29 protein-coding genes are annotated in these 26,591 nt (G+C 36.4%); 9 read left to right on the top strand and 20 right to left on the bottom strand.

Translation table 11 applies throughout. The annotated features are described in order from the left end of the window. Positions 1-440: 440 nt before the first annotated feature. From RGQ13_RS12925 to RGQ13_RS12880, 10 genes are all read right to left on the bottom strand, one after another. Positions 441-1,163, bottom strand: coding sequence for a ParB N-terminal domain-containing protein (locus RGQ13_RS12925; protein WP_348390162.1), 723 nt, complete (start codon positions 1,161-1,163; stop codon positions 441-443). Positions 1,164-1,459: 296 nt separating this feature from the next. After that, positions 1,460-1,654 (bottom strand): helix-turn-helix transcriptional regulator, encoded by a 195-nt coding sequence (locus RGQ13_RS12920; RefSeq protein ID WP_348390161.1) that lies wholly within the window; start codon positions 1,652-1,654, stop codon positions 1,460-1,462. 176 nt (positions 1,655-1,830) lie between these two features. Then, on the bottom strand, positions 1,831-2,610 hold the full coding sequence (locus RGQ13_RS12915; RefSeq protein WP_348390160.1) for a hypothetical protein: 780 nt from the start codon (positions 2,608-2,610) through the stop codon (positions 1,831-1,833). Then, entirely contained in the window at positions 2,610-3,857 is a 1,248-nt protein-coding gene (locus RGQ13_RS12910) for a tyrosine-type recombinase/integrase (protein WP_348390159.1), read from the bottom strand. Before RGQ13_RS12910 ends, RGQ13_RS12915 begins: the two co-directional genes overlap by 1 nt. A gap of 579 nt (positions 3,858-4,436) precedes the next feature. After that, on the bottom strand, positions 4,437-4,859 hold the full coding sequence (locus tag RGQ13_RS12905) for an acyl-CoA thioesterase (protein WP_348390158.1): 423 nt from the start codon (positions 4,857-4,859) through the stop codon (positions 4,437-4,439). A gap of 6 nt (positions 4,860-4,865) precedes the next feature. Continuing rightward, positions 4,866-4,985 (bottom strand): 3-keto-5-aminohexanoate cleavage protein, encoded by a 120-nt coding sequence (locus RGQ13_RS12900; protein ID WP_348390157.1) that lies wholly within the window; start codon positions 4,983-4,985, stop codon positions 4,866-4,868. 112 nt (positions 4,986-5,097) lie between these two features. After that, positions 5,098-5,961 carry a methyltransferase domain-containing protein gene (locus tag RGQ13_RS12895; RefSeq protein WP_348390156.1) on the bottom strand — a complete coding sequence of 288 codons (864 nt, stop codon included), beginning with the start codon at positions 5,959-5,961 and terminating at the stop codon, positions 5,098-5,100. Between the two features lie 151 nt (positions 5,962-6,112). Then, positions 6,113-6,925 (bottom strand): sulfite exporter TauE/SafE family protein, encoded by an 813-nt coding sequence (locus RGQ13_RS12890; protein ID WP_348390155.1) that lies wholly within the window; start codon positions 6,923-6,925, stop codon positions 6,113-6,115. 252 nt (positions 6,926-7,177) lie between these two features. After that, entirely contained in the window at positions 7,178-8,044 is an 867-nt protein-coding gene (locus RGQ13_RS12885) for a PA4780 family RIO1-like protein kinase (protein ID WP_348390154.1), read from the bottom strand. Between the two features lie 122 nt (positions 8,045-8,166). Then, positions 8,167-13,728 carry a putative Ig domain-containing protein gene (locus RGQ13_RS12880; protein WP_348390153.1) on the bottom strand — a complete coding sequence of 1,854 codons (5,562 nt, stop codon included), beginning with the start codon at positions 13,726-13,728 and terminating at the stop codon, positions 8,167-8,169. A 356-nt stretch (positions 13,729-14,084) separates the two neighbouring features. On the opposite strand from RGQ13_RS12880, the gene RGQ13_RS12875 reads away from it, so the two are divergent. From RGQ13_RS12875 to RGQ13_RS12865, 3 genes are all read left to right on the top strand, one after another. Beyond that, positions 14,085-14,582: a hypothetical protein gene (locus RGQ13_RS12875; protein WP_348390152.1), complete on the top strand. Its 498-nt coding sequence runs from the start codon at positions 14,085-14,087 to the stop codon at positions 14,580-14,582. A 247-nt stretch (positions 14,583-14,829) separates the two neighbouring features. Then, positions 14,830-15,429 (top strand): DsbA family protein, encoded by a 600-nt coding sequence (locus RGQ13_RS12870; RefSeq protein ID WP_348390151.1) that lies wholly within the window; start codon positions 14,830-14,832, stop codon positions 15,427-15,429. A gap of 13 nt (positions 15,430-15,442) precedes the next feature. Continuing rightward, complete coding sequence (locus RGQ13_RS12865) at positions 15,443-15,670, top strand: glutaredoxin family protein (RefSeq protein WP_348390150.1); 228 nt, start codon at positions 15,443-15,445, stop codon at positions 15,668-15,670. Between the two features lie 81 nt (positions 15,671-15,751). On the opposite strand, the gene RGQ13_RS12860 is transcribed toward RGQ13_RS12865, so the two are convergent. Further along, on the bottom strand, positions 15,752-16,759 hold the full coding sequence (locus RGQ13_RS12860; RefSeq protein WP_348390149.1) for a YhdH/YhfP family quinone oxidoreductase: 1,008 nt from the start codon (positions 16,757-16,759) through the stop codon (positions 15,752-15,754). 248 nt (positions 16,760-17,007) lie between these two features. Between RGQ13_RS12860 and RGQ13_RS12855 the strand changes: the two genes are divergently transcribed. Continuing rightward, positions 17,008-17,982: a prenyltransferase gene (locus tag RGQ13_RS12855; RefSeq protein ID WP_348390148.1), complete on the top strand. Its 975-nt coding sequence runs from the start codon at positions 17,008-17,010 to the stop codon at positions 17,980-17,982. 4 nt (positions 17,983-17,986) lie between these two features. On the opposite strand, the gene RGQ13_RS12850 is transcribed toward RGQ13_RS12855, so the two are convergent. From RGQ13_RS12850 to RGQ13_RS12840, 3 genes are all read right to left on the bottom strand, one after another. Next, positions 17,987-19,027, bottom strand: coding sequence for a M14 family metallopeptidase (locus RGQ13_RS12850; protein WP_348390147.1), 1,041 nt, complete (start codon positions 19,025-19,027; stop codon positions 17,987-17,989). Positions 19,028-19,171: 144 nt separating this feature from the next. Beyond that, positions 19,172-19,471 carry a DUF3301 domain-containing protein gene (locus tag RGQ13_RS12845; RefSeq protein WP_348390146.1) on the bottom strand — a complete coding sequence of 100 codons (300 nt, stop codon included), beginning with the start codon at positions 19,469-19,471 and terminating at the stop codon, positions 19,172-19,174. Positions 19,472-19,501: 30 nt separating this feature from the next. Beyond that, positions 19,502-20,551, bottom strand: a complete 1,050-nt coding sequence (locus RGQ13_RS12840; protein WP_348390145.1) for a DUF3549 family protein — start codon at positions 20,549-20,551, stop codon at positions 19,502-19,504. A gap of 114 nt (positions 20,552-20,665) precedes the next feature. Between RGQ13_RS12840 and RGQ13_RS12835 the strand changes: the two genes are divergently transcribed. The 4 genes from RGQ13_RS12835 (at position 20,666) to RGQ13_RS12820 (ending at position 22,738) form a co-directional block, all read left to right on the top strand. Continuing rightward, positions 20,666-21,016: a YqcC family protein gene (locus RGQ13_RS12835; RefSeq protein ID WP_348390144.1), complete on the top strand. Its 351-nt coding sequence runs from the start codon at positions 20,666-20,668 to the stop codon at positions 21,014-21,016. Then, positions 21,006-21,818, top strand: coding sequence for a tRNA pseudouridine(65) synthase TruC (gene truC, locus RGQ13_RS12830; protein ID WP_348390143.1), 813 nt, complete (start codon positions 21,006-21,008; stop codon positions 21,816-21,818). The genes RGQ13_RS12835 and truC overlap by 11 nt, the downstream gene beginning before the upstream one ends. A 346-nt stretch (positions 21,819-22,164) precedes the next feature. Next, a complete protein-coding gene (locus tag RGQ13_RS12825) occupies positions 22,165-22,374 on the top strand; it encodes a cold-shock protein (protein WP_348390142.1) in 210 nt (69 codons plus the stop codon). Positions 22,375-22,591: 217 nt separating this feature from the next. Beyond that, positions 22,592-22,738, top strand: a complete 147-nt coding sequence (locus tag RGQ13_RS12820) for a hypothetical protein (protein WP_348390141.1) — start codon at positions 22,592-22,594, stop codon at positions 22,736-22,738. A gap of 85 nt (positions 22,739-22,823) precedes the next feature. Here RGQ13_RS12820 and RGQ13_RS12815 read toward each other — a convergent pair whose 3' ends face one another. The 6 genes from RGQ13_RS12815 to RGQ13_RS12790 all read right to left on the bottom strand — a co-directional run bounded on the left by RGQ13_RS12815 (position 22,824) and on the right by RGQ13_RS12790 (position 25,690). After that, a complete protein-coding gene (locus RGQ13_RS12815) occupies positions 22,824-23,231 on the bottom strand; it encodes a hypothetical protein (protein WP_348390140.1) in 408 nt (135 codons plus the stop codon). A 66-nt stretch (positions 23,232-23,297) separates the two neighbouring features. Next, a complete protein-coding gene (locus RGQ13_RS12810; protein WP_348390139.1) occupies positions 23,298-23,615 on the bottom strand; it encodes a hypothetical protein in 318 nt (105 codons plus the stop codon). A gap of 202 nt (positions 23,616-23,817) precedes the next feature. Beyond that, positions 23,818-24,108 (bottom strand): hypothetical protein, encoded by a 291-nt coding sequence (locus RGQ13_RS12805; RefSeq protein WP_348390138.1) that lies wholly within the window; start codon positions 24,106-24,108, stop codon positions 23,818-23,820. Between the two features lie 78 nt (positions 24,109-24,186). Continuing rightward, positions 24,187-24,714 (bottom strand): YcxB family protein, encoded by a 528-nt coding sequence (locus RGQ13_RS12800; protein ID WP_348390137.1) that lies wholly within the window; start codon positions 24,712-24,714, stop codon positions 24,187-24,189. 60 nt (positions 24,715-24,774) lie between these two features. After that, positions 24,775-25,197 carry a hypothetical protein gene (locus tag RGQ13_RS12795; RefSeq protein WP_348390136.1) on the bottom strand — a complete coding sequence of 141 codons (423 nt, stop codon included), beginning with the start codon at positions 25,195-25,197 and terminating at the stop codon, positions 24,775-24,777. Positions 25,198-25,288: 91 nt separating this feature from the next. Beyond that, entirely contained in the window at positions 25,289-25,690 is a 402-nt protein-coding gene (locus tag RGQ13_RS12790; protein ID WP_348390135.1) for a DUF6841 family protein, read from the bottom strand. 189 nt (positions 25,691-25,879) lie between these two features. On the opposite strand from RGQ13_RS12790, the gene RGQ13_RS12785 reads away from it, so the two are divergent. Next, a complete protein-coding gene (locus tag RGQ13_RS12785) occupies positions 25,880-26,194 on the top strand; it encodes a hypothetical protein (RefSeq protein ID WP_348390134.1) in 315 nt (104 codons plus the stop codon). The last annotated feature ends 397 nt before the right edge of the window (positions 26,195-26,591 follow it).

Below are 26,591 nucleotides of genomic sequence, written 5' to 3'. Positions count from 1 at the left end.
ATCTTCAAGGCCTTTATAAGTGAACTAATAACGTCAAAGTACACTTAAACCAAAACGTACATAAAAGTACACAAACCGCCATGTTGAAATATGGCTTCATTTACTCTTACTGAGGTACTTCCTTTACGCCCTATAGGGGTATTGACCATCCCCCCCTAGTTGTAATGAAGGCCGAATGAAATAGGCATTAAGTACAAGTAAAGGGGATTTAGCGTAGATATTTTACCTACACTGACTTACACACATAACTACTAAGTAGCAGAATGATCTGTTCAACTAAATTCAGCACCCTTAGTTAAGCAACCATTTTAATTCTTTACTTGCTAGCTCAAAATCATTTGGACTATGAACATCTTCAATAAATCAAACAATAACCAATAGTGCCCGTAGCTATAATTACCGCTAAGCGTGTACCAGCTTAACTACGGGTAAGTGAGGTATTACTGTGTGTTGTCATCTTTGAACTTGTCATTTGCTCTAACGACTAACTCCATCATTACTTTTACATTAGTTGTACCAGTCTCTTTAATAAACTCATAAAACCAGTCACGTCCAGCTTGTGTATGGATATTTTCATTAGCACTCCACTCATGACTTGGTACTTCTGTAACATCCTCTTCTTCTCGTTTGATGTGAGCGTAAATAGCTGAAATTTTATTAGTCTGTGCTTGGTTACCTTTAGCATCAACAATATGAACTGTTAAGCCATTCAACAACGGTTCTATAAATTCAGGTCTAGCTTTGGACATGTAGTTAGCCATAGTAAGTGTCCTTCTACCTATAGCCCATGATTTAGCTATATCGGTTAAAGACTTAGAACCTTCTCTAAATGATTCTTTACTCGCCACCATTATCTTTTGAGCTGTTGTAAGATTTCTTCTTGTGTTTACAGATTTGACGAATGTAGACACATCTTCTTCAGTAAGATCGTCATCTAGGTATTTAGCTCTTACAGCAACACGTGCTAATGTACAGGCTTTTTGTCTGCATCGCCCATCTACAATATCTCCTCTCCACAGTACTACAGACTCTCTTAAACCATTCTCTTTTATATTAATTGTTAAAGCTTCCTGTTCTACAGGAATAGCCATTGGGACAATCCCTGCAAGCTTCTCATTGATTGGAAAAACTTCACCAATTTTCAGTTCTTTTATTTCTCTCATGTTTATTCTCTTATCTTATTGAATTGGTTAATGTTATGCGCTACTAATGCACTAAAGTTTAATGGTTCAGTGCGTAAGTAGTACATTTACGGTTTTTAGAGTGCATAAATGCACTACTTCAAGGTGCATAACACTACTATTAATATTACCTAGTTGTGTTATGCACTCCTTTGTTCGAAAATTGAACGACAGTATTGACTGCCAGACCGACAACTACGGGTACATCTGGCAGTAACTTCTAGTACAAGTATGACTTCACCTGTACACGTAGTTAAGCTACTGGTAATGCATCATTGTTAAGCATTTTCTTGATTAGCTATACAGTCAGAAATCCAATCATTTATGCTTGATTCTAGCCAACCAACAGCTGCTCCGCCTTTAATTAGCCTGATGCTCTTGGGGAATTTATCTTCCTTTGCTAAGGCGTAAATATACGATTTTGATAAGCCTGTACGTGAAGTTACTTCTTTAATTCGGATGATTTTATTCATTTTAATACCTTAATAAATAGACTCTGAACACCTATGTACTCAGTAGCTGAAGTAATATTAAAGGGACTTTGTGAATAAAAAAATGTGGGTATAGTGGTAAAGTGAAATACCACTATTTATGGTTAGATGTTTACTAGGGATTTATTTTATAGTGGTATTTTTGTTACCACTATTTATTAACTGTTTTTACGTCTTCCTTCTTTAAACTTCAATGTAAAACGTTTGTCTTTGTAAAAGTCATCAGCTCCTTTGATGAAAATATTCGAATCATTAGGGTGATTTTTTTTATATTCATTACTTAGTAGCTTGTAAAATGTTTCCTTTGTCAGCTCTATATCATAGGCAGCTATAAATTTATCAAATGGAACACCTGGTAAGGTTCTCTGAGTCCATTCTTTTAGAAACTCGTATCGTTGATCACGAGAGGAAGGTTTTAACACCTCTTGTCGTGGTGCTAATTTGCATGCTTTATTAGTTCTTGTTGGTTGAAGATCAACAGGAAGGTCTGAAAGTACATTATCACCTGATTTACCATCGAATTTAATAAAATCTGACTTTTTGACATAAACATCAGCTAAATCGACATCATAAAAACCATAATCAGTCTTATCTTTATTGATTATATTAAATGCTACTCCATTTACTTCAAATTGCCCTATGCGAGTACATTCTTCATCTATGGAATAGTTGTTTAATGTGAAGCTTTTAGGTTTAAATATGCATTGAATATCTTCATTTCTCGTTGGTATATACTCACCTGTTTCGTCATAGTCGCCTATTGGTATTTCAACCGGAATTGCCCTTACAGGGTGATTAAAAGTAAATAATAAACCACCATCTTGAGAATGACTTATTAACGCCTCAAGTTTTGCAGCTTGATTCATGGCAGAGAGTTCTAAGTAATCATAGAGTAAATTAATTTTTATTTTTTCAGGTATAACTCTTTGATTATTCATTAAGCAGAAGTCCTTTTATTAATAGGTGTAACATTCCCTTGGTTTTTTAATCCATCAAGATAATCAGCCCAAGCTTGCATCATCATAATACGCTTTTCCATCCATTGAGCTTTGTTGTACGTAGCTCTGATACGGTCTTTATTCGTATGGGCTAACTGAAGTTCAATAATATCTGGGTTGAAGCCTAGCTCATTTAGCATTGTACTAGCTGTATGCCTAAAGCCATGAGAAGTCATAAAACCTGAACCATATGGTTCATTAGTTACTGGGTTTATGAAGCGCTTTAAAGCCTGTGTAGTTGTATTCTCGCTAAGTGGTGTATCTTTACCTCTGCTAGTAACAAACACGTATTCTTTATCACCGGTCACTGGTAGCATATCTTTTAATATTGAGAACGCCTGATTAGATAATGGTACATCTAGATACTTGTTGTTTTTGAGTTCCTCTGCAGGAATGTTAATGATACGTTCATTGAAATTTATGTACTCCCATTTTAAAAACCTAATGTTATATGGTCTTAAAAAAACAAGTGGCATCAGTTTTAATGCTTGTGTTACTGCAATATCTTGATTAGCAGTAGGGCAATCAATCTGTTGTAGTAATATTCTTAAATCTTGTGTTGATGTTACGTGCCCGAAGTTTTTGTCTATCCGTTTATCTGGTTTAGGTAATAATTCAGCTAAGCCTTGTGCAGGGTTAGTATCAATAATGCCTAAAATTAAAACTTCATTAAATACTCGTCTTAAAATGTTAGCTAAGCGTATTGCTGTTTCCTTAGCTCCTCTATTACTCATGCGTAACATAACAGCGAGTAAATCTGCTGTTGTATATTCATTGATGTATTTACTATCTAAGTAAGGGGCTATGTTCTTATCAATGCGCTGCTTTAAGTCTGAGTATGTTGATGTAGCTAATACCTGCTTATCAAGCCATTGGTTTATATAGAAGCTGAAGCGTTTATTTTTAAGTTCATCTTTAACTTTACGCTGTACTTTAATTTGCTTCGGGTTAGTTCCTAATGCTACAAGTTCTCTAGCTTCTCTGTGCTCTTGTCTTGCTTTTTTTAAGCCAATATCAGGGTAGTTACCAATCGTATAACTACCTCTGGTGTTATCGAGCCTGAAGTCATACTTCCAGCTCTTATAACCTGTAGGTTTGATTAGAAGGTATAGGCCACCACCATCTGATAATTTTCGTGCTTTATCTTCTGGTTTAGCATTTTTAACTGCGGCATCTGTTAGTGACATATTATTCACCTATATTTTAATAATGTGAGTGTGGCTTATTTAAAAGACCGTCAAAAAGACCGTCATTTTCAGTTGTTAGTATAATACGTAAAAGATCGGTGTGGAAGGTTATTTTATATATTTCAATGGGTTAGGTTGTGTGTGTGGGCTGTATAATATGCTAAGAACTACTATGTGACGTTCATACTCACCGCCATTATTTGCATCCGTGCAATGGCGGCATATATAGCATCCATGCTAAAAACCGCCATATATAAAAAAACGCTTTACTCGCAGAGTAAGGCGTTTTTTTATGGGGTGAGTATGAGATGAGAACGTATGAGTTCGAAAAATTTGTCTGGAACAAATTTTCACGCGCTGGCGCGCCCGAAGGGGAAAATATATGGATGTATTTTCTACATCTCATACTCCAGGTTTTTATTACATCCATGTGATGGCGGAAATATATGGCATCCATGCCAAAAACCGCCATTATTAGCATCCGTGCAATGGCGGCATATATAGCATCCATGCTAAAAACCGCCATATATAAAAAAACGCTTTACTCGCAGAGTAAGGCGTTTTTTTATACTCAAAGTTTTAAATATATGGGTTTGCAGCTGTTTTCATTTCACTCGTTAGAGGGATCGCTTTGCGATTGAGAGTATCAAAATATACGCTGGTACTTTCTAAAGTAGCTACCTGCGCTTTATTCTTACCGACATTAAACATAGTATAAGTAACGGTAATTGATTTGGTACCCAGCTTGGTTAAATTGGCTTGTATTTCTAACAAGTCACCAGTGGCAACTTCATCTTGGTATTCAATCACATGCTTAACATCAGCCCAACCACGATTAAGTGTTTTAGCATGCTCACCACTCCAGCCAAATATGCTAAATAAAAAGTGATAAGAGGCGTCATCAAACATGGCAACGTAGTGACGCGTTGTCATATGTCCCATCACATCACAAAGCTCTGGATGTACAACACCTTTGTAGACTAGTAGGCTGTTATTATTCATTTTAAGTTACCGCTGATTTTTAAGTTGTAGAGTTTCACGGGCCTCGGCTGGCGTTTGTAAGCTAGTCCCCATTAGGTTAAGAATAGTTCTAGCACGATCTACCAATTCGGCGTTAGTTGCTAACACTCCCTTTTCTAGGAATATGTTGTCTCCAAGCTAACCCTAACGTTACCACCTAACAAAGCTGAGGGACAACATTCAATTAATATCATGTTGTTAATCAAGGATGATTTGATATTTAACAGGGGTTATACGCCGATATAAACCATGCACTTGATGGCGCCCAAATGCTGCCATCTTGGCGCTCAAATTTTCCAATAACTTCAGCCAAAGCAATCTCTACTTCACCTTTAAGGCGCTGCCCTTCATCACCGGCAAGTCTAATTATTTCACCTGAAGGTCCAATTTCTAGAGCAAACTGTATGGCTTCTTGCAAATTTCGTCCGATACAAATTTCTGAATCAAAGCGTTCAAACTGTATCCGTTCAAAACCTACTGCTTGCAGCATATCACTGACCATATCGGGCCCTGCCATTGAAAAAGGACCAGGACCGCAATGCACTGCATCGGTCTCTTCATGAGAAACTACTGGCACAATATTTCTGACACAAAGCTCTGCGTCGTGTAACCAAGGGTTATCTTCTCTTTTTCGCCATACTACTTGGGTAAATTTACCTCCTGGTTTGAGAGCTGAACGAATATTTTTCATCGCCAAACTTGGCATGTTAAAAAACATAGTACCAAAGCGAGCAAAGGCTAAATCATAGGGCCCGCCAAGGTCGTCGACTTCTACATCGGCAACAAAAAAACGAGTGTTGTTAAGCTTCTCTTGTTCGGCAGCAATATGGCATTCATTAATAAAATTGCTTGCACAATCTACACCGTAAGATAAACCGTTATCGCCAATTAACTTAGCAATACGAATGGTACAGTCACCAAAGCCGCAGCCAACGTCTAACATTTTTGCCGCTTTAGGCGGTGGGTGTCTTATGAATACTTGTTCACTAATTGCCGCATAACCTTCAACAAAGAGAAATTTAAAGCGACTGAATTTTTTAAATAAAACGGTATTCCATGCCTCTATCACTACATCATTAGCCATTGATATCTCCATCTTTAAAGAGCTAAGAGTTACTATTTGATAAGTGTAGACCATTACTGTAATTCTAACTCCGAGCTAATGAATGGGATTTTTTCGGCGAACAAAGAACCCAAATTAGAAGGAGTCGGTTTCTAACCGATTAATGATTTTACTAAAACAATTCTTTCAAGATGATAACTACGGCAATAATCAGGGTAAAAAATGCAAATATTTTTTGTAGGGTTTTACCATCGAGCTTTCCGGCAATTTTTGTTGAAAGGCTCATCCCTATCATTGTGGCAATTAACATATATGGCAGCAGTGGTAATTGTAATTCAATGCCTGATTGCAGGTCGCCAATAAAGCCCAATAGTGATTTTAATGCGATGATAAATAATGACGCACCGACAGCATTTAACATTGGCATGCCTAAAAATAGGACTAGTGCAGGGATGATCAAAAAGCCTCCTCCAGCGCCAAGAATACCGGTAACTATGCCAACAATTGCACCTTCTACCATTATCAATGCCCGGTTAGGAGATTTCGGTTTATTGGCATTTTGATCTATTGCTGCTGGCTTGGCTTCTTTTTTGTATGCCTTTCTCAACATTAAAGTTGCTGCCGCTAACATTAAAAATGCAAACAACACCATAATGGCCATATTTTTTGAAACTGCAAAAGGGGAAGTAATAATTTGCTCTGGAATAGCTGGCATTAAATATGCGCGCGATAAATATACGGCAATGATAGATGGAATAGCGAATGCTAAAGATGAGCTGACATCAATCAGACCTTGTCTGAAATAGCGAATAGCACCAAATGCTGCCGTAGCACCAACAATAAGTAAAGAATAACCTGTGGCGGTGTCAGGAGCTACGCCCATGAGGTATACAAGAATTGGTACGGTTAATATAGAGCCACCGCCGCCAATAACACCTAAAACCACTCCCATAAGAATGGCTGCTAAGTAACCCAAAATGAACATAGAGGTATTGTACTTTTACAAATTAATATTGCTAACAATGATACTGTAGCCATGTATTTTAAACATGTTAAATAAGGGCGTTGAGCATGCATATTCTATTAAAATTAAGTAAATAGACATAATTTAATAGAATATGAATTGTTATTAATAAACGTGAATGTAGCGTTGCATAGGACTACGTGAAAATATGACAGATAAAAAGCGCCCCAGAAATAGGGGACGTTTGTTATAAAAAGGAAGCGTCGTTTTAACTTACTGAGGTTGTTCTACCTCATTTGCTTCTCTAATACGCTCTAAACGAGCTTCTTCTTCAGCGAAGGCGGCTTTAATTTCTTCTAATACGCTGTCTACATCGGCATCATCTGTAGCTTCTGCGAAATAACCGGTTAATTCACTTTCTGGCGTAAGTTCGCTTTTTTCATATAATGCCCACATTTCATCTGCGTATTTGCTGCCGAGTAAATCTGGAGCAAACTGGCCGTAATAATTAGTCATGTTTTCTACATCACGAATTAGCATAGCTTTAGCATTGTTGTTGGCTGCAGCATCAACAGCTTGCGGTAAATCAATTATCACAGGGCCATAGGCATCAACTAATACATTAAATTCTGATAAATCACCATGCACCACACCAGCACAAAGCATACGTAGTACGTAAATCATTACGTCTTCATGATCTTCTCTGGCTTGTTCTGCTGACATGCTTACATCATTTAATCGTGGCGCAACATCACCGTCATCATCGGTGATTAACTCCATTAATAACACCCCGTCGTAACAACCATATGGTTGAGGTACACGCACACCTGCTTCAGCCAAAAGGTACAAAGCATCTACTTCAGCATTTTGCCAAGCTTCTTCTTGTTGGGCTCGACCAAATTTAGAGCCTTTTTCCATGGCTCTAGCGCGGCGGCTATTTCTACTTTTACGACCTTCTTGATATTGGGCTGCTTTTTTAAAGCTACGCTTATTGGCTTCTTTGTACACTTTTGCACAAACAATTTCTTCGCCGCAGCGCACCATATAAACTGTGGCTTCTTTGCCACTCATTAATTGACAAATAACTTCGTCAACTAAACCATCATCAACTAGGGGCTGTATTCGTTTGGGTATTTTCATAACGCCGTTATACCGTAGTTAGAGGGGAATTAAAATACTAAAAGCAAATAAATAATATGAAAAAGCTCTAGCTATCCTGCTAGAGCTTTGATTAAGGCATAAATCAGAATGATTTTTATAATTTATTTTTCAGAAATTACCACAACAACACGTCTATTTAAACGGCGACCTTCTTCCGTTCTATTATCAGCAATTGGCTTCAATTCACCAAAGCCAATAGTTGTATAGGTTTTATCACTATGCGGCGTTTTTTCTTCTAAAAGAGTAGCTACAGCTTTGGCTCTAGCTTCTGATAAAACCTGATTTTTATCTTGCTTACCTTGCCAATCAGTATGGCCTTCAACTACCACATCGATATCTTCATGTTCATCAATAATTTTTGCGACACGATCTATTTCAGCTAAGTATTGTTCTTTTACATTCGATTTCCAACTATCAAATTGAATGTTAAGAGTGATGGATGCCATTAACGCACAACCTTTAGTATTAACCTTTGTGTTGGCCAATGTTTCAGGGCATTTATCAGCATCATTTAACACACCATCGCCATCTAAGTCTGGATTGATAGCTACCACTTTTTCCACCTTTTTCGTAATTGGTGCTGGCGTAGGAGTTGGTTTACGAATAGGGGCTTTCTTAACCGCTTTCTTTTTAGGCGAGGCTTTTGCTGATGAGCCAAAATACCGAGCTATGCTTAAACCGATCACATTTGCATCTTCGTCATAAGCCGTTAAATCAATTCGAGCAAACCATTTTTCACTAAAATTCCATTGTGCACCCAGTCCAAATGTTAATTGCGTGCCATGATCTTGTTCTACGTGCACTCCCGTATCCGTGTCTAAAAACGATACACCTGCCTTTGCGTACACATTCCATGTTGACTGTCGTTCATTAAGCAAAAAACCTAGGTTCGCACCGAAGGCTGAGTAATCGATGTTTAAGTTTTCTGTAATACTAGGATTTAAGTTGTGTAATTCTGCTGTGCCCATATCTTCATAACTTAGTTCGGTAAATAAGAGTTCAGATAATGCTAAACCCGCAAAAACCTTAACCGCAGTGTCATTGTCTTCTGCAATTCTCCAACTGGTGTTTTTGTGTTTAGGATCTAACGTTGCGTAACCTAAACCTGCGCCAATGTACCAACAATCTATATTGGCAAAGGATTGACCTAATTTACACTCGTCACTGGCTTGAGCATTAGTTGTTACCAATAAAGGCATTGCTAACAATATTAATATTCGTTTTTTGCTCTGACGTAACATTACTGCAAACATTAATAGTAAAGTTATAAATACACCCGTTGAACCAGCGCCTTTCACACCTGTTTCAACTTTTCCTGATGCTTGTAACCTGTCATTGATACCGTCGTTATTAAAGTCGCCATTTTCATCAGCGTCTAAAATGCCATCGCCATCAGAATCAGTATCTAAATGATTAGGAATACCATCATTGTCTAAGTCTTCGTTACCTTCTTCGATATCACTAATACCATCATTATCGCTGTCAAGTTCAGTATTATTAGCAATGATTTCAGTGTCAGATTCATCTATATAATCAGGAATACCATCTTCATCAGTATCCGTTGTTCCTTCATCAGCATCAGGCGTACCGTCATTGTCAGAGTCTTCATCTTGGTAATTAGGAATACCATCTTCGTCGGTATCAACAGAGCCTTCGTCAACATCAGGGATACTATCGTTGTCTGAATCTTGGTCTTGATAATCAGGCGTGCCATCTTCGTCGGTATCGACAATGCCTTCGTCTACATCAGGTATACCGTCATTATCTGAATCTTGGTCTTGATAATCAGGGATACCATCTTCATCGGTATCTACCGTGCCTTCGTCAACATCAGGAATACTGTCGTTATCTGAATCTTCATCTAAGTAATCAGGGATACCGTCTTCATCAGTATCTACAGTGCCTTCATCGACATCAGGAATGCCATCATTGTCTGAATCTTGGTCTTGATAATCAGGGATACCATCTTCGTCGGTATCAACAGTGCCTTCATCAGCATCCGGAATACCATCATTGTCTGAATCTTCATCTAAGTAATCAGGGATACCATCTTCATCGGTATCAACACTACCTTCTTCACTATCAGGAATACCGTCATTATCTGAGTCTTCGTCTAGGTAATTTGGAGTACCATCTTGATCAGTATCAACGATGCCTTCTTCACTATCAGGTATGCCGTCGTTATCCTGATCATTTTCAACAAAACTGGTGCCGTGCTGATTGGGTAAATTGTCTTGGGCATCATCGATACCGTCAGCATCGTTATCAATTGTATTATCAATGATCCCGTTGTTATCGACATCTAAAGCTACTGAAGTGGATGTATTGATATCGTTTACACCGTCATTATCACTGTCAATATCTCTGAAATCAGCAATGCCGTCTTCATCACTATCAATAGGCTCTTCAACTAAAGCAGTTTCAACATCTATTAGTGCATTGTTATCCGTATCTGCAATACCCGCTTCGGTGATATCAAATAAACTATCATTGTCACTATCTAAGTCGTGCAAATCTGGAACACCGTCAAGATCTGTGTCAACAACTGTTGCATTGTCATCAATACCGTCATTATTCGAATCAGTACCATTAGTTGCATCAACGTCAAAGCTATCATCTACGCCATCGCCATCGTAATCTTCACCGCTAATACCGGCTTCTGCGGTATCGCTAATACCGTCATTATCACTGTCTAAGTCTAAATAATCAGCAATACCATCATTGTCGCGATCACTCTTCGGTTTTAACGTATCGTCTATACCATCATTGTCGGCATCGATGCCAGCAGTGTAGGTAACATCGAAATTATCATCTATTCCGTCATTGTCATCATCAGTGCCACCCGTTTGATCTACATCGATATCATTTGGAATGCCGTCGTTGTCGGTATCAACAATGCGTAAGTGTGCTTCAACAACGTCTGGAATACCGTCATTGTCACTGTCAGTATCGATTCTGTCGGCCAAGCCATCATCATCTGAATCTTGGCTGATAATGTCATCGTCTATACCATCGCCATTGCTGTCAACGCCGTTGGTTTGATCAACATCGAACACATCATCTATACCATCATTATCGCTATCCATTCCGGTTGCATTAGACTCTGCAGTGTCGGTAATGCCATCGTTATCGCTATCAGCATCTAGGTAATCAGGAATAGCATCGTTATCACTATCATTAATGCCTTCAATGATATCTGGAATACCGTCATCATCTTCATCAATACTGCTGTCTAAATAATCTGGCGTGCCATCTTGGTCAGTATCGTTAATGCCTTCTTCACTATCTGGAATACCGTCATTATCGGCATCTTCATCAAGGTAATCAGGTATGCTATCGCCATCGGTATCGCCATTACCTTCGGTAGCGTTATCAATACCATCACCATCTGTATCGTTGTCTGTTACGTCTGGTATGCCGTCGCCATCTAAATCAGCAAGTACATTGATTGTGATTGTTACTGTTGGAGAGTCAGCACTTCCGTCATTCACTTTAAAAGAGAAACTATCTGTACCGGTAAAGTCAGTATCTGGGGTGTAGGTTAAGTTAGGTATATTGCCAAATAAGCTTCCGCTATCTGGTTGAGTTATTACTAGATATGATAAAGTATCAGAATCATCATCAATGCCTGATAACGTAACAAACTTAGCTATATTTTCAACCACGTCAATAGATTGGCTATTTGCAATTGGTGCTCTGTTGGTATTCGTTACTTCTATGCTAAAAGCCGGCAGCGATACAATTTCACTATCATCATCTACTGATATAATAATCCCTGAATACGTACCCGCATCGGTAAAGCTAGGGGTACCAGATATTTTACCCGTTGAGGTTTCAAAAGTGGCCCAGTCGGGTTTATTTATGATGGCGAAGCTTAAAGGATCATTATCTAAATCATCACTCGTCGGAGTGAAGCTGTAATAACTATTTTCGGCAACAGCGGAAACTGCTATGCCTGAAATGGTTGGAGGCTGATTGGTATTTATTACGGTAATATCAAATGTAGTTAAGTTAGCAGTAGAGCTATTATCTGACACTGAAATTTCAATATCAGAGTATAAACCCGCATGGGTGAAATTTGGTGTTCCAATTAACTCTCCTGTTGTTTCATCAAATGTTGCCCAAGAAGGCATATTGATAATGTTGAAGGTTAAGGTGTCATTGTCTAAATCATCACTGTTTGGCTTGAAATAGTAATCATCATTTTCTGCTATTACAGTAACAGGTGTGCCTGAAATCGTTGGCGCTTGGTTTGTTTCGGTTACGGTAATACTAAAAGCTGGCAGTGCTACTGTTTCATCATCATCTGACACTGAAATTTCGATATCAGAGTATAAACCAGCATCTGTGAAACTTGGCGTACCATTTAACTCACCCGTTATATCGTCAAATATTGCCCAAGAAGGCTTATTTATAATGGCAAAAGATATTATGTCTTGATCTGGGTCGCTACTGCTAGGAACAAAACTATAATCTGAGTTCTCTGCAATAGTGGTTAACGGATTTCCACTTATTGAAGGTGGTAAATTACCGCCACCTTCATTTACGTCTTGTATATTAACCGTAATTGTTTGAGAGTCATTTAAAGCGCCGTCAGAAGCGCTAACTTGTACAACATAAGCGTTACTACTCAAAGACGAAGATGGTGTTTCAAAATCAGGAGCTATTTTAAAAGACAACTCACCGCTTGAGTCGTCAATTGAAAATAGTGCTGCATCTGCACCACCTGAAATTGAATAAACAATACTATCGTTTTCAGCATCGGTTGCATCAATGTCTACTACCGCGGTTATATTTTCATAAATTGATATTGTCGAAGTATCTGCGCCAGCATTATTAGTAATTTTTGGCGCCAAATTAGATAAACTTAACGGATCACTAAACATACCTAGATTTTCGTATGTTGCATCCCAGTCATCAACTTTATCGTCAATACCACCAAAGTCACCATTGAGAGCATTGGTTTGAGTAAGCGATAAAAGGATATACTGCATTACTGAATTTTTTGTAATGTTTATACCTGAAGCGCTAAATATTTGATTTTTTAAATCATCGAAAGGCAGCACAAAAGAGACAAAATGGTCTAATTGTCCATTATTGCCAATATCAATTATTAAGCCATCAGGGGAATCAGTTTCGATACTCTCTACAGAGCTGAAATTGTAATTAGTTTGGTCTAAGGAAATTTCATAATTTGATTGAGCTATACTCGTGGTACTTGGTGAAGTATTTGATTTATTACCAGGGCTATAAAATTGTAGTACTTGGTCTTTGGCTTTTGTGTTAGCAGCTAAGAATAAATCTATTTCCCCATCAAGATTTGCGTCTATACCAATAATATATACAGCGGTATCTTTATCGTCACCAATACGAATACGATATGCAATCTCATCATCGCTATCATCGTTTTCTGTTGCTTGCTCATCATACAATGTTGAAAGTACGCTATGAACATCGTCGCCAACTAATTCAACACCAGATGCACCCGCTTGAGTATCACCATTGGGATCAAAGGTAGAGCCCTTCATTATTTCTTTCCAAGCCGAAGATGGACTGGCTAAATCAATAGTTATATCTTGTGCTTGTGATGTGCTCGCAATGAACAGTAACGATAAAGAGGCTAGATTAGCCTTTTTGAATAAACTAGATAATGTGAATCTCATTTTTGTCCCTAAAAATTTTTCTCTATGGTAAATATCTACTTGTTTTTATAATAAATACTCATACTGTTTTTTCCACCTCATTTGGGTTTTCGAGTTGGAATTTCAGTTAGATATTTGTTTAATTATTATTCAGTTATGAATGTAACCGCTTTGTTTGAAATTGTAAATAATACGCTTGGATTTATGCCTGAAAAACATACAGATTGAATGTAAAATAACCCAGAATGAGCGCAGCTTACATCTGATTAACTTCTTATTGGTATTTTATGTTGCTGAAGGAGGAGGTAAATATAATTACTTTTGCTCTATATTTTCTGGTCTATACTTTAATAAACTAAGATCTTGAAGGATTCAACATGGCATTTTTTACCACAAAAAAAATAATAAATATAATGTTTATCACTACCTTAGCTGCTTGTTCAAGTAATGAAGGCCCACCACCAATTCCTGATTGTGATTACAGTGCACATTCAAAGTTAAACGATAGCATTAATCAGTTTATCTGGGCAGATTCTAGTCATACTACGTTCACATCTGAGTGGCAGCATGTTGCTGTGGAGCAAGTCACTAAAAAGTATGGATACTTACAGCGTAAAAGTCTTCCTGATGCACAAAATGCTGAAAAAGGTTTTATGAATTTTCAACGTCAAGTTGAGAATCTACTTATCACCAACAAAGATATACAAGTAGGCATTAGTACTAAACAATGTGTGGTCGGAGAAAATGGTGAAACTAGCGATAAACTAGAAGTGCAAAATGCAAGTGTTGAATACGTACTAGCTGCTTTGCCAAAAATTTTAAAATCTATTCAAACTAAGAAAAATGAAATTATTGAAACCTTAGAGAAGCGTTAATTTATGTAATCTACCAAGTTGGTTAAACACCTGATCATTTTTAATGGTTAAAACGAATAACTACAGCTTTATAAATTTGAAGGTAGAACAACTACCTATAAAACTTTATTCATTGTAATTATCCGTTTTGCCTCATGAAAAAGAAGATCACATACATAATCAAATTGGTATTATAAAAACATTTGGCATATTACCGAAAAATCATTAAAATCCACGCATTAAATATAATGAGCAAAAGACACCGACTATGACTACAGAATTATTTTTTATTTACGACTCTCATTGCCCGTGGAGTTATGCAACTACGGCTTTAGTGAACAGCATTCAAAAAGCCTATCCAGATATGCAGATTCATTTATGGCATACCGCTTATTACGAAGGTAATGATAGCCCAGGTAAAAGTTCAGCTGATACTGTTTCACGTCAAAGTACAGCCAATTTTGGTATGGATTATATTCGTGATGCCGATAATGCAAAAGATAGTTATATGGCTGCTAACGTTATGGCATGGGTGCAAAATAAACAGCCTGAAAAAGCATTAGAATTGTTAAATGCATTACAACATCAGCACTTTGTAGAAAATAATCCATTAACAGATAAAGACGATTTTGACGCCGTTATTGAACAATTTAAATTTTCGCCTCCGGCGAAAGTGTTTAAATTAGAGCTAAGTAAAGATGCCGAGTACTTGCTTGGGGATATTGCTGAAATACAAGAAGTTATTGAAACGACTGCATTTCCAGCATTAATGTTAGCTGTAGATGATCGATTAGTAATGTTAAATCATAATTTGTATTTAACAAAACCTGAAAAAATTGTCGAAGCTGTTAACCTCGAACTTAAATGAGTAGCTAAAGTAAATGAAACGAGTAGTACTGTTTACTAAAAATAGTTGCCCACACTGTGAGACCGCTAAAAAGTATTTAGATCAAAATGGTATTAAATACCGTCTTTGTAATGTGGGTACGGCAGCGGGACGCAAAGAACACAGTTTAACTGGCTTTCGTGGTGTACCTATATTAAAAGTTGGCGATCAATTTTTAAATGGTTTTACGGTGAAAGGGTTTCAAAACTTATACGGTAAATAGCAGCTTTAACCCCTATGATTACTACTTTAACGGGCATGATTAAATAATCAGGCCCGTGTTATATCGCCTAACTCCTAACGCCTAACTTCCTTTAATGTTTACCACATAACGACCAACTACACTGCCATCGATAAATTTAGTTAAGCACTCAGGCACTTGCTCTAGTGATATTTCTGTAGTTAGAACGGCTAGATTTTCTAGTTTCATGTCGGTAGCCACACGTTGCCAAATATGCTGTTTATCTTTTAAAGCAATGTTCACCGAATCAACTCCTAACAATGACACTCCTCTGGTAATAAATGGAAAGACATTGGTTGAGAAAAATGGTGATGAAACCAAGCCACAACTTGAAACACCACCTCCAGGCTTAATTTGTTTTAATAAATTAGCAAGGTATTCACCGCCTAATGTATCAATAGCATGTGCCCATAAACCACGGCCCATAGGACGTTCACCTATCTCATTGATAACATCGCGATGAAGAACTTCTTCAGCGCCAAGTTCGATTAAATGCTGGCTTTGCTCTGGTTTACCAGAAAATGCGATTACCGAATAACCAAGTTTTTTTAATAAGGCGATGCTAATACTACCTACACCACCAGTGGCTCCTGTTACCGCAACAGGACCATCAGAAGGCGCAGCTCCCATACGTTCAATTTTTTCAACACATAACGCTGCAGTTAAACCGCCTGTGCCGTATATCATTGATTCTTTCAGCGATAAGCTAGTAGGGCACTTAACAGCCCAATTGGCTGGAATTGAAATTCGTTCGGCTAAACCGCCAGACGTATTCATACCTAAATCATAACCAAACACCAGAACAGCATCTCCGGGAGTAAATGTTCCAGACTTGTCTTCAAGAACAATACCTGCAGCATCAATACCAGGCGTGTGAGGATAAGTTTTAGTTACGCCTTTATTACCTGTAGCTGAAAGCGCATCTTTAAAATTTAACGATGAATAATGCACTTCAATTAATAAATCATTTTCAGGTAAATCGACGAGTTGGCGTTCTGTAATCGATTGGGTGAATTGTTTATCGGCAATTTCTTCAACCAATAACGCTTTAAAGGTATTTTTCTTATTCATAACAACTCTATTAATAATATAAACGGTAGTTTCAATGTAGCAAATAGCAATGCAGTCAACTATGTAACTTTAGTCTTAGTTGAATTAATTCTAGTCTGGTTTTGTTGAATATTCTCCGTAAACAAGCCAATATATTATTTATAAATGAATCCATATGTTACTTTAATGCTTTTATCAACCTTATTTAATATCGTAATTGTTTCGCTTGTTGCGCTCTTGAATTTTGAAGCTCTATTGGAATAAGCACTATGGCAAATACAAACAATACTCTGCAAAATACCTCACAAGGGCTGCAAAGATTAAACTTTGCAACTTTGTTAAAAACGATGCGTCTGCCATTTTTAACGTTAACATTATTTTGTGTATTCTTAGGTTTATCTACCGCGATTTATTCAGACGCAGTGATTAGTTGGTTAAATTTTAGTATCTGTTTAGGCGGGGCATTAGCTGCTCATATCGCTGTTAATACCTTAAACGAATATCAAGACTTTCAATCTGGCTTAGATTTTAAAACCACGAAAACACCTTTCAGTGGAGGCAGTGGCGGTTTGGTTGAAAACTCAATGGCTGCGCCGTTAGTGTTAAAAACGGTATACGTATCTATTACTGTAACTGTGCTTTGTGGAGGGTATTTTATTTACCAATTGGGTACTGCTATTTTACCACTTGGTTTATTAGGGATGGTGATTATCATTACCTATACCCGTTACATTAATAAGTCACCTTTATTGTGTTTATTGGCTCCCGGAGTTGGTTTTGGTGCATTAATGGTTGTAGGAACAGACTTTGTGCTTAGTGGTCAGTTCTCTATGGCGGCAATGGCAGCAGGTGCGGTATGTTTATTCTTGGTAAATAACCTTTTATTGTTAAATCAAATTCCAGATGTTAACGCCGATAAAAGTGTAGGCAGAAAGCATCTGGTTATTGCTTACGGTATTAAAAAATCATTACTCGTTTACACGGTATTTTTAACATGTAGTGCAGCTGTTGTTGTATTATCTGGGTTTTATAATGTACTGCCTAAGCTCGGTTACTTTGCCTTAATTCCAATGTTGGCAAGTGTTGAGTCGGTAAGGGAGCTTAATAATGCTCTTAAGGAAGATCAAACTATACCAATACCTGTAATGGAAAAAGCTTTAGGCTTAAATGTTATAGCAGCTAACTTTACCCCATTATTACTCGCAATTTGCATACTGATAGCTACATTTAATCAGGCTAATTAGGGCGTTACAGTTTAAAGTTTTGTGGCACTAAATAAAGTAAACAGTCTGTTTTAGCGATGACTTCATTTTTAGTTGCCATGAAAATATCTAAATCAACTTTGGTCACTAATTGATTATCACGTAAGGTAAAAAATTTATTTATAACATTTTTACCTTCGGTATCAATTATTTGTAAGTTACTTAAGCCCTCATCATCAAGCCAACCTAACATTTGATTAGCTCTTATAACCCCAAAGTTGTGTTGTTCGATATTATTGCAAAGAGTTACCCCTTCGCGGCCTTCATCAGTACAGCTATAAGATAGCTCAGTGTCAGGTTTTAATCGTAATCGTAGTGGGTTTAAATAGATATCTACGTTAAGTTTATGATGACAGCAGCTAATATCGTCAAGTTGTGCGAGCTTATCAATACCCATATAAGCAACTTCATGAGATTGTGCATCTTCACTACTGCCGCATTCTATAGTTATAGCTTCACAGCCAAAATTTTGCTCCATTAACGCACCTAAGCGAATGTCTGACAAAACTAATGATTGGCAAAATAAAGATGTTAACGATAATGCCATTTCATTCTTAGCTGTGCTTACCGAAAAAGCAGGGCTAAAACCAGACGTGTTATGTAAATCAACTACAACTTCAGGGTTTACATCTAAAATGGCTTGTTCGATAATTTGTGCTCGTTTGAAGTATCCATAGTCTATTTCTTTACCGAAACATCTATTCAGATCCATACCGTCTGGTAATGTTCTGTGGCTTAACCTCGGGCTTTGACTAGCTGATTCAGGAGAACAAAAAATAAACCTGAGATTAGTTGTGGGACGTGAAGTTGAGTCGACTCCAGTAAGCCACCTATGGATAGCAATTAATCCAGAAGATTCGTCGCCATGAATTAAAGTAGTAATTACCCTAGTCCTAGTTTGATCTTTACCTGAGATATCGATAACCGTTGGGCCGCATATCGACATAAGAAATTGATCATAATCAGCTTTTAAATGATATTGATCAGGGTCTTGTAAATAGTTTATCTCATTAAAATCTATTAACATGGAATGCACACCATTATTGAAAGCGTTGTTTTACATAGGATGCACTTTTGTATTAGAGGCTTTGTTGATTAAGGTCAAGAATGTTTCATCTTTGTTAATCAGTTTGAACGTAATTGTTGAACAAACTGATTTTTACTGCAGGAGTTATACTTTATAAGCGGGTAAATCGAAATTAAATGGTTTCACTCCATGCATAGTTAAAAAACCAGTATAACTACTTTCGCCATCTCCACTGAATTCAAATTCGAACACACTTTTAATATATAAACCTTGCCTTTTTGAACTGCCAACACCCGTTTTTGAACGAGCAATGGCAATAAATTGTAAGCTATTTTGTTCACAATGTTGTTCTGCTAATGTACGTGCTCGTTCAGCAACTTTACGTAAAAATACAAAGTACCAAATGATCAGGAATGCAAAAAGTAATACGTATATTTCAGCCATGGTTATTTCAACTCTTGTTATTAGTTTTAGTTAATTATTTTTTACTTGGGCAAAAATTTGTCCAATAGCGTTCGCTAATTTATCGCTTCGTTGCTGTGAACGAATGCATTGTAGCAAAGATGGTCTTATTGCTGGCAATGCTATTAAATCTTGGAATACCGCCATAAATACATTTTGCGCAACAATGCTAACCAATTTTTCTAAGAATAACGTCAAGGTATCAGTATCAATTAAAGCTAACCATGCTCTGCCTGAGATGGTTAGTAATAAATTTAAATCGGTTACTTGTTTAGCACTGATGATATCGATAATTAGTGCTTTCACTATTGGGTTTTCTGCACTACCTGAGATCGCTCTAACTAAATTAGCTAAATATTCAAAGTTTATCGTTTCTTTATTTAATTCATTTTCAGCTATCTCAATAATTTCAGCGATTAATGAGATAGGTAAAACTTGGTTTTCTAATGCAGAACAAAGTGGATTGAACACTGTAGTAGGAATATGTGGTAATGCTTGCGATAAAACTTGGCAATTTTCTTCAGTACTTATTCTAGCGCCAAAGTCACATAAGCCTTGCACGCCAACACCTTGCCATGTATCCCATCCAAGATTCCCGCTAAAATACAACTGACAGTGCTCATAATATTCAGATGATTTTTGTTTTAAATCACGTTTAACTACCGCATTTAGCGCGGCTAATTTGTATTGTGTAGGAGTAAAATTGTAAGGGTTAGCTTGTAATAACTCTTCCTGCTTCTTGGTTGGGTCTTGAGTTAGATCGCTTCCTAAGGCTTCAAGGATAATCGCTAAATAATGATTACGGGCACCTTGATTTAATAAACCACGCTCATCCATAGGGAATTTTACAAACCAAATATAAGGTGTTGCTGGGTTTTGTTGCCAAAATACAATGGCAAAACAGGCATGTCCTTGAATGGGATAAGGGTAAGGTTGCATTGCTTGTTCAACTTTTTCAAAGTCTTGTTTTGCAATTTTAGTAACTTTGCGGCCCATATCGTACAAGCGATAAGACGAACCTGATAATTTAAGCAGTTCTGAAATGGTCGATATTTGGTTCATAGTGTTTGGATTTTATGTCCGAAAATTCAGTTTATTGAGATAAACAATGATTAATGGCGGTATTATAAATATAATTACCACTTAACTCCATGTTATTTAGTTTTATAAATATTAATGACTTCAAAATCAGCACAACTAGAAATTTTTCTGCAAACTTTAACAATGCAACTAAAGCACGTTGAGTTATGGCAAGTAGCTAAACCATCACCGCAGGCACTAAGCAGTACACAACCATTTTGTTTGAATACTTTAACGTTTGAACAATGGCTGCAATTTGTATTTATAGAAAAACTGCACACTATGATTATTTCAAACTTGCCTTTACCCACACAAATTTCTGTTAGCCCCATGGGCGAAGAAGCCTTTAAAAATTTAGGAAAAGACGCGACTGATATTATTAATACCCTAGCTGACATCGATGAATTACTAAGTGGCGAAAAGGGCCAACCTAATTATGCAAACTAAAAACATGCAAGATAAAAGGCTACTGGCTACAAGCTCTTTGGATGAGCAACAAACTGATGATATTGATGATGTGCCACCAAAACTTACAATAATATATCAAGATGAACATTTAGTAGCAGTGAACAAACCAAGTGGCTTGTTTGTGCATCGCTCTTTTATGGATCGTGATGAAAAATATTTTGCACTGCAATTGGTCAGAGATATGGTTGGACAGTATGTTTACCCGTTACATCGATTGGACCGTCCAACTTCTGGTGTATTGTTATTTGGTTTGTCTGAAGATGTGGCTCGTAAAATGGGACAAGCATTTACTGATAAAACCATTAAAAAAACTTACTACGCAATAACTAGAGGCTTTTTAGAGGGAGAAGGGCAAGTTGATTATCCTTTAAAAGAAAAGCTCGATAAGCTTGGTGATAAATATGTTTCGCAAGATAAACCCGCCCAAGAAGCGGTAACTGATTACAAAAGTATTTCTACCGCGTCTTTACCTATTCCTTTAGGTAAATTTCCAAGTGTTCGCTATTCTCTAGTGCAATTAAAACCTCATACCGGCAGGCGCCATCAAATAAGGCGACACCTTGCTCATTTGCGTCATCCTATTATTGGTGACATTAACTATGGTGATAATAAGCAAAATCCATTCTTTGGTGAGCACTTTGGTTTTAAAAGGTTGATGCTGCATGCACAAAAATTGGAATTTATTCATCCAATTACTCTTGAAGATGTATGCATTAAGGCTGACTTTGATCAAGATTGGCTGGCAGTATTTTCGAAATTGAATTGGAATTATAAGTATTAGTTGTCCTATGTTTAATAAAAACAATTAAACGGAAGTTTTCGCACTATGCCTTATGTAGAGCTAGGTAGTTTAATGTCATATTTTGTAATGTAAAACTTGATACAACAGCTAATCTACTGTGTTTGTTTATATTTTTACAACTTTTGGGGAAATAACTAGTTTAAAACTTGCTTACACTTTTTAAACAGGTATACTCCTCCTCGCAAGCTTGAAATGCAATACGTTCTATCTCGATTTATAAGTTCCACAAGTTCCAACATCTCGACATATTAAGTAATACATGAAAAAAGCTATATCTCCATGTCGGAGTTGTAACACAATTAATTTATAAATTTAGGAAGATATTATGTCTGATATGAAAAGCGGTACAGTAAAATGGTTTAACGACGAGAAAGGTTTCGGATTTATCGAGCAATCTGAAGGTCCAGATGTTTTCGTTCATTTCCGTGCTATCGAAGGTACTGGTCGTCGTACATTAACTGACGGTCAACCTGTTGAATTTGAAGTAGTTCAAGGTCAAAAAGGCCCACAAGCTGAGAACGTAAAACCTTTATAAGTTTTGCTCTAGCTTAAGCTACTCAAGAAAGTCGATATTTATATCGGCTTTTTTTATGCCTGAAAAACACCGTCATATAAAAGAAGAAACCCATAAATGATATTACCATTTATGGGTTAATCTAAAGTGATAAGAAGAGGCTATTCCGTCAACAGCTGTGACTTAATTTAAGTAAATCCTGAATAACAGAAAAGTGCCATAAGCGGAAGTAGAGAAAATGTATCGTCATCCCCCACGAGTGGAACGAGATGAGGGACCTACTTCAGTGATGTTGTGGGTCCGCAAAGTGCCATTAACGGAAGTAGGAAAACGCCGTCATTCCCGCGAAGGCGGGAATCCATTATTTCGCGGCTTTGTGCCATAAGCGGAAGTAGAACTTTATAGACTTTTACCGATCAGCTTTATTTGTACCAATGCCTTCATTATTTTCGTAAAACAAAGCTATATTGTTAGCAGTCTCGCTTTAAATACTCGTCTGACTTTTTATGTTTATAGAACTCAAAACTAGCTAAAGCGGGAGCAATCCACATGAAAAAATTATCAGAGACAGTAAGATATAATAGAGTAATTAACCACAAGTAACTCAATAAATAGATAAAGTATTTGTTAAATATTTCTATTTTTAACAATGCTATAGCTGCAAAAATGTTAAGAAAAATAAAGCTGAATTTGAAGTAAAGTAACCCACCCCCATATTCCATAATCCCTTTAAAGTTTTCTATGAATGTTATTTCTGTTGGCAGGGAGCTAATAAATGTAATGTAAAAAACACCAAGGAGACCTACTGCCTGCATGATGTAGAAAATTGAAATTAGTTTACACAAAGTTGCGTTTATTATTTTTTCAAATAAAGCCATAAATTATCCAAAGTTAAGAAACTGTTAACATCCGCTGTTCACTCTTATTAGGCGTTAGGTGTTTGATTAAAAATTATCATTATTTCTTGAAAAACATTTATGACTTCTTATCTCATTTTCCCAAGTAGGAAATTCCAAGTTATGCTCTTTGTTTATTAAATCAAAAATAAGCTTTTTATTACATTTAGGGCACTTGATAAACCATAAAGATCCTACGAATCCTATTATAAAAAATAAGCTAGCTAGTTGAACCACATAAAATCTATATCCGTAATACTCTATATCTGGGAAAAAAATTCTAAATATAAATACGCCTCCACCAATCATCCAAAGAGAAGAGAGAAGCTTTAGCTTTGCAATTAATTTGTTAGCCTCGGTATTCATTAAATCCTTTTTATTGATGGTCTGTTAATCGCTCTTAGTAGAATAACCACTTTTAGCTTCGAGTCTATTGAATGTATGTTGATTTGTTATTAATTTTTTATCTAATAACAGATATATGAAGGAAGTGGATTTTTTCTAAGTTATTTGAGTGTTCAAACGGTCGCTTCTCGCTCTTCGGAGCCGTTCATTTTCATAAATCTACTTAAGAATAATAAGAAACTGAAAAATGAATCGATATATAGGCAAGAATAGCTCCTACTAAAGTGGTGATTATTGCAATTTTAACCTTTTTCTTTATGAATATTAAGTACATAACAGGAAAAGTGAAAAGCATTAGTATAATGAAAGGAATCATCATTAGTGGCGTGTTGTTTTCTATAAAAAATAGAGGAAAAAAATAAATTTCTATCCCAAATGCTATTAAAAAGGAGAGAATGATTTTAAGTTTACTTATTTCATTTCCCGTACTTGATTTACTTAATTCATTGCTCATAACATATCCCTTTATTAATCCAACCACCAACTAGGCAGTGTCCGTTCATCGCTCATAAGAGCCTGTCATAAAGCGATATTATTTAACGCTAAAATTCTGTATCGTTGTTAAAAAGTCTAATTTTTCTTCTTCTGATGAAAAGCTAGAGTTTGGAAAAATCAAAGCTATAGCTTTGTCTAAGAATACATATACTGTATTTTTGTCTTCTTCAATTGATACTACAGCTTTCCAATTGTAGAAGTTATATCCAAGCTGCGACTCTTCTTTAATTCCATTTTCTAACAGCTCTATTTTTTTACTTCCCAATACCAATCCATCTTTATTAGGTAGCATCTTCTTCATATAGATTGCCTGCTGAACCTTTATTATTATTAAATAAAGAAAAAATAATGTCGCCACCGAAAATAAGGCTGTATTCCACATGCTATGCGACTTACCTTCAAGCATCTTAAATATAGTCATAACGACCAATCCAAAGACTGCACCCGATGCTATATTTTGAAGTAAGCATAGAATTGTCGTGGTTTTTGATGAAAGAACTTTTTTCAACGCATATTTATTAAATTGAACAAAGTCTTCTTCCGTTAGGTTTACTTCTATATTCACTGACTATCCTTGTTTTTTAGTGGACTTCACTGGCTGTTATTCGCTCAAAGCTGCCAATTACTACAAGTTCTTTAAAGTTTTAGTTTTTAATATATAAAGCCCCAAAATCACCCCGATGATAGGTAAAGAATCATTAACGAAGAGGTAGTAATTAGAACTATTGTATGAAACTTTCATTAATAGTAAGCATGGAAGCGTAACAATTAACAAGAATAATATAACAGACAATTTTGTAGGTTTAATAAGATACTTGAAACCAATAATTGTTAAAGCACTAAATAATAAAAAATACGGAGTGCCCAAAACAATAATATCTTGTATCGCGACACCAAGTATTGAAAGACCAGAGGTATTAAATGGCATTTCAATGCTGCCTAAAAAACCTGCTAGCTGTATAGCTACCCAGATGCTAAATAATGCAAATATGATACTACTAATAGGGTTGGTAAAATTATTGTTTTGTATTTTTTGAAGAATATTCAAAAGTCTTTCCTTAGACACTAACAAGTGTATTTATTTTTAAGCAAGCAATGGCAGCTTATCGCTCATAGCAGCCTGTGAAAGTTTGATTATATTACTTACCTATCACTTTATCTAATTCATGGGCAATAATAGTTACTATCCCACACCCTAATTCAGAATCGTTAAAAATAGTGTACGTAGCAGCAATTTCTTCGAGTGCAGTATCGTCGGATTTGAATCGTATGTAACTTGCACTAACAATGGCAATCTTTTCCGACAAGCTATGGATATATAAATCTTGAATTTTACTATATGAAAAACCTTTAGATTTCATATCAGAAAGCCCACTGCTTAGTAAAGGTTCCAGCTCAACAGAGCTTGCAACATGTAAGTTCATTCCGTTGACTAGCATGGTCGTCGGATAATGAAAATACTTTATTATTTCATTAATATTACCTGGACGGAAGGCTCTACAATATTCGTGAATGAACTGGCTAATTTCTGAATTTTTCATATTTAATAAGCTCGATATATCCTCTGACTCTATAAAATAACAACGATAATTAACCGCTCTGAGTGATCGGGGACGATTACTAAAAACTTGTTATTTTACAATAACATCATGTATTGTATATTTACAAATATTTAAAGCTGCTCTATGGCGGCTTTGAGCGATTAAGAGACCATCAACTTTCAATATTTTATGCAAATAAATTTACCCATTTTTAAATTTTCTCTAGTAATTTTTGCTGCGATAGTCGTATTGCTTATCTTTATAGTTGCTTTAACGAAAGCAACAACAGGTGACCAGCGAACCATCATAGAGCCAGACATAATAATAGATTACTTATATACTGAAAATCAGCAATGTGATTGTTGGTATCGTGCAGAAGGAGGTGATGTATCTGGTTTTTCTGAAGGACTAGGGTGCAATATTTTGGTAATGGATAAAGTTGATAGGGACAATCTTCCAGAGTGCACTTATAAAGTCTGGAAGGATAATTCAAAGCTTAATTAAGTTAACTAATCGTATGGCAGCAAATGGCACAAATCAACCGGATTCAGCCACTTTGAAACTGGAGGAGCTTCCAGCCAACAACATGCTGGAATGACGTTGTACTTTTTCTAATATCGCGTATGACTCTTCTGGCACCTTTGACACATTGAATATAGATCCTGATACTAGTTCTGGAAACAGATATTCTTTATATTCACAATACGATCAATGGCTACCTGATGTCGCTTGAGTTCCTCTTTTTTTGTTTTTTTAAGGCTGAATAAGTGCCTATGGGCTTACTGTAAATTTGCCTTTTTTTGCATTAAATCTCCTCATAATTCTGTTAAACCTCGGACGTTTTACCTTCAAATATTCGTAATCACTCATTTATAATTCATTTCTTTAAAACATCCTTCAA

Origin of the sequence: Thalassotalea psychrophila (assembly GCF_031583595.1) — a bacterium.
GTDB lineage: Bacteria > Pseudomonadota > Gammaproteobacteria > Enterobacterales > Alteromonadaceae > Thalassotalea_A > Thalassotalea_A psychrophila.
The sequence above is the reverse complement of the archived record's forward strand: the minus strand, read 5'-3'. Positions and strand labels throughout refer to the sequence as shown.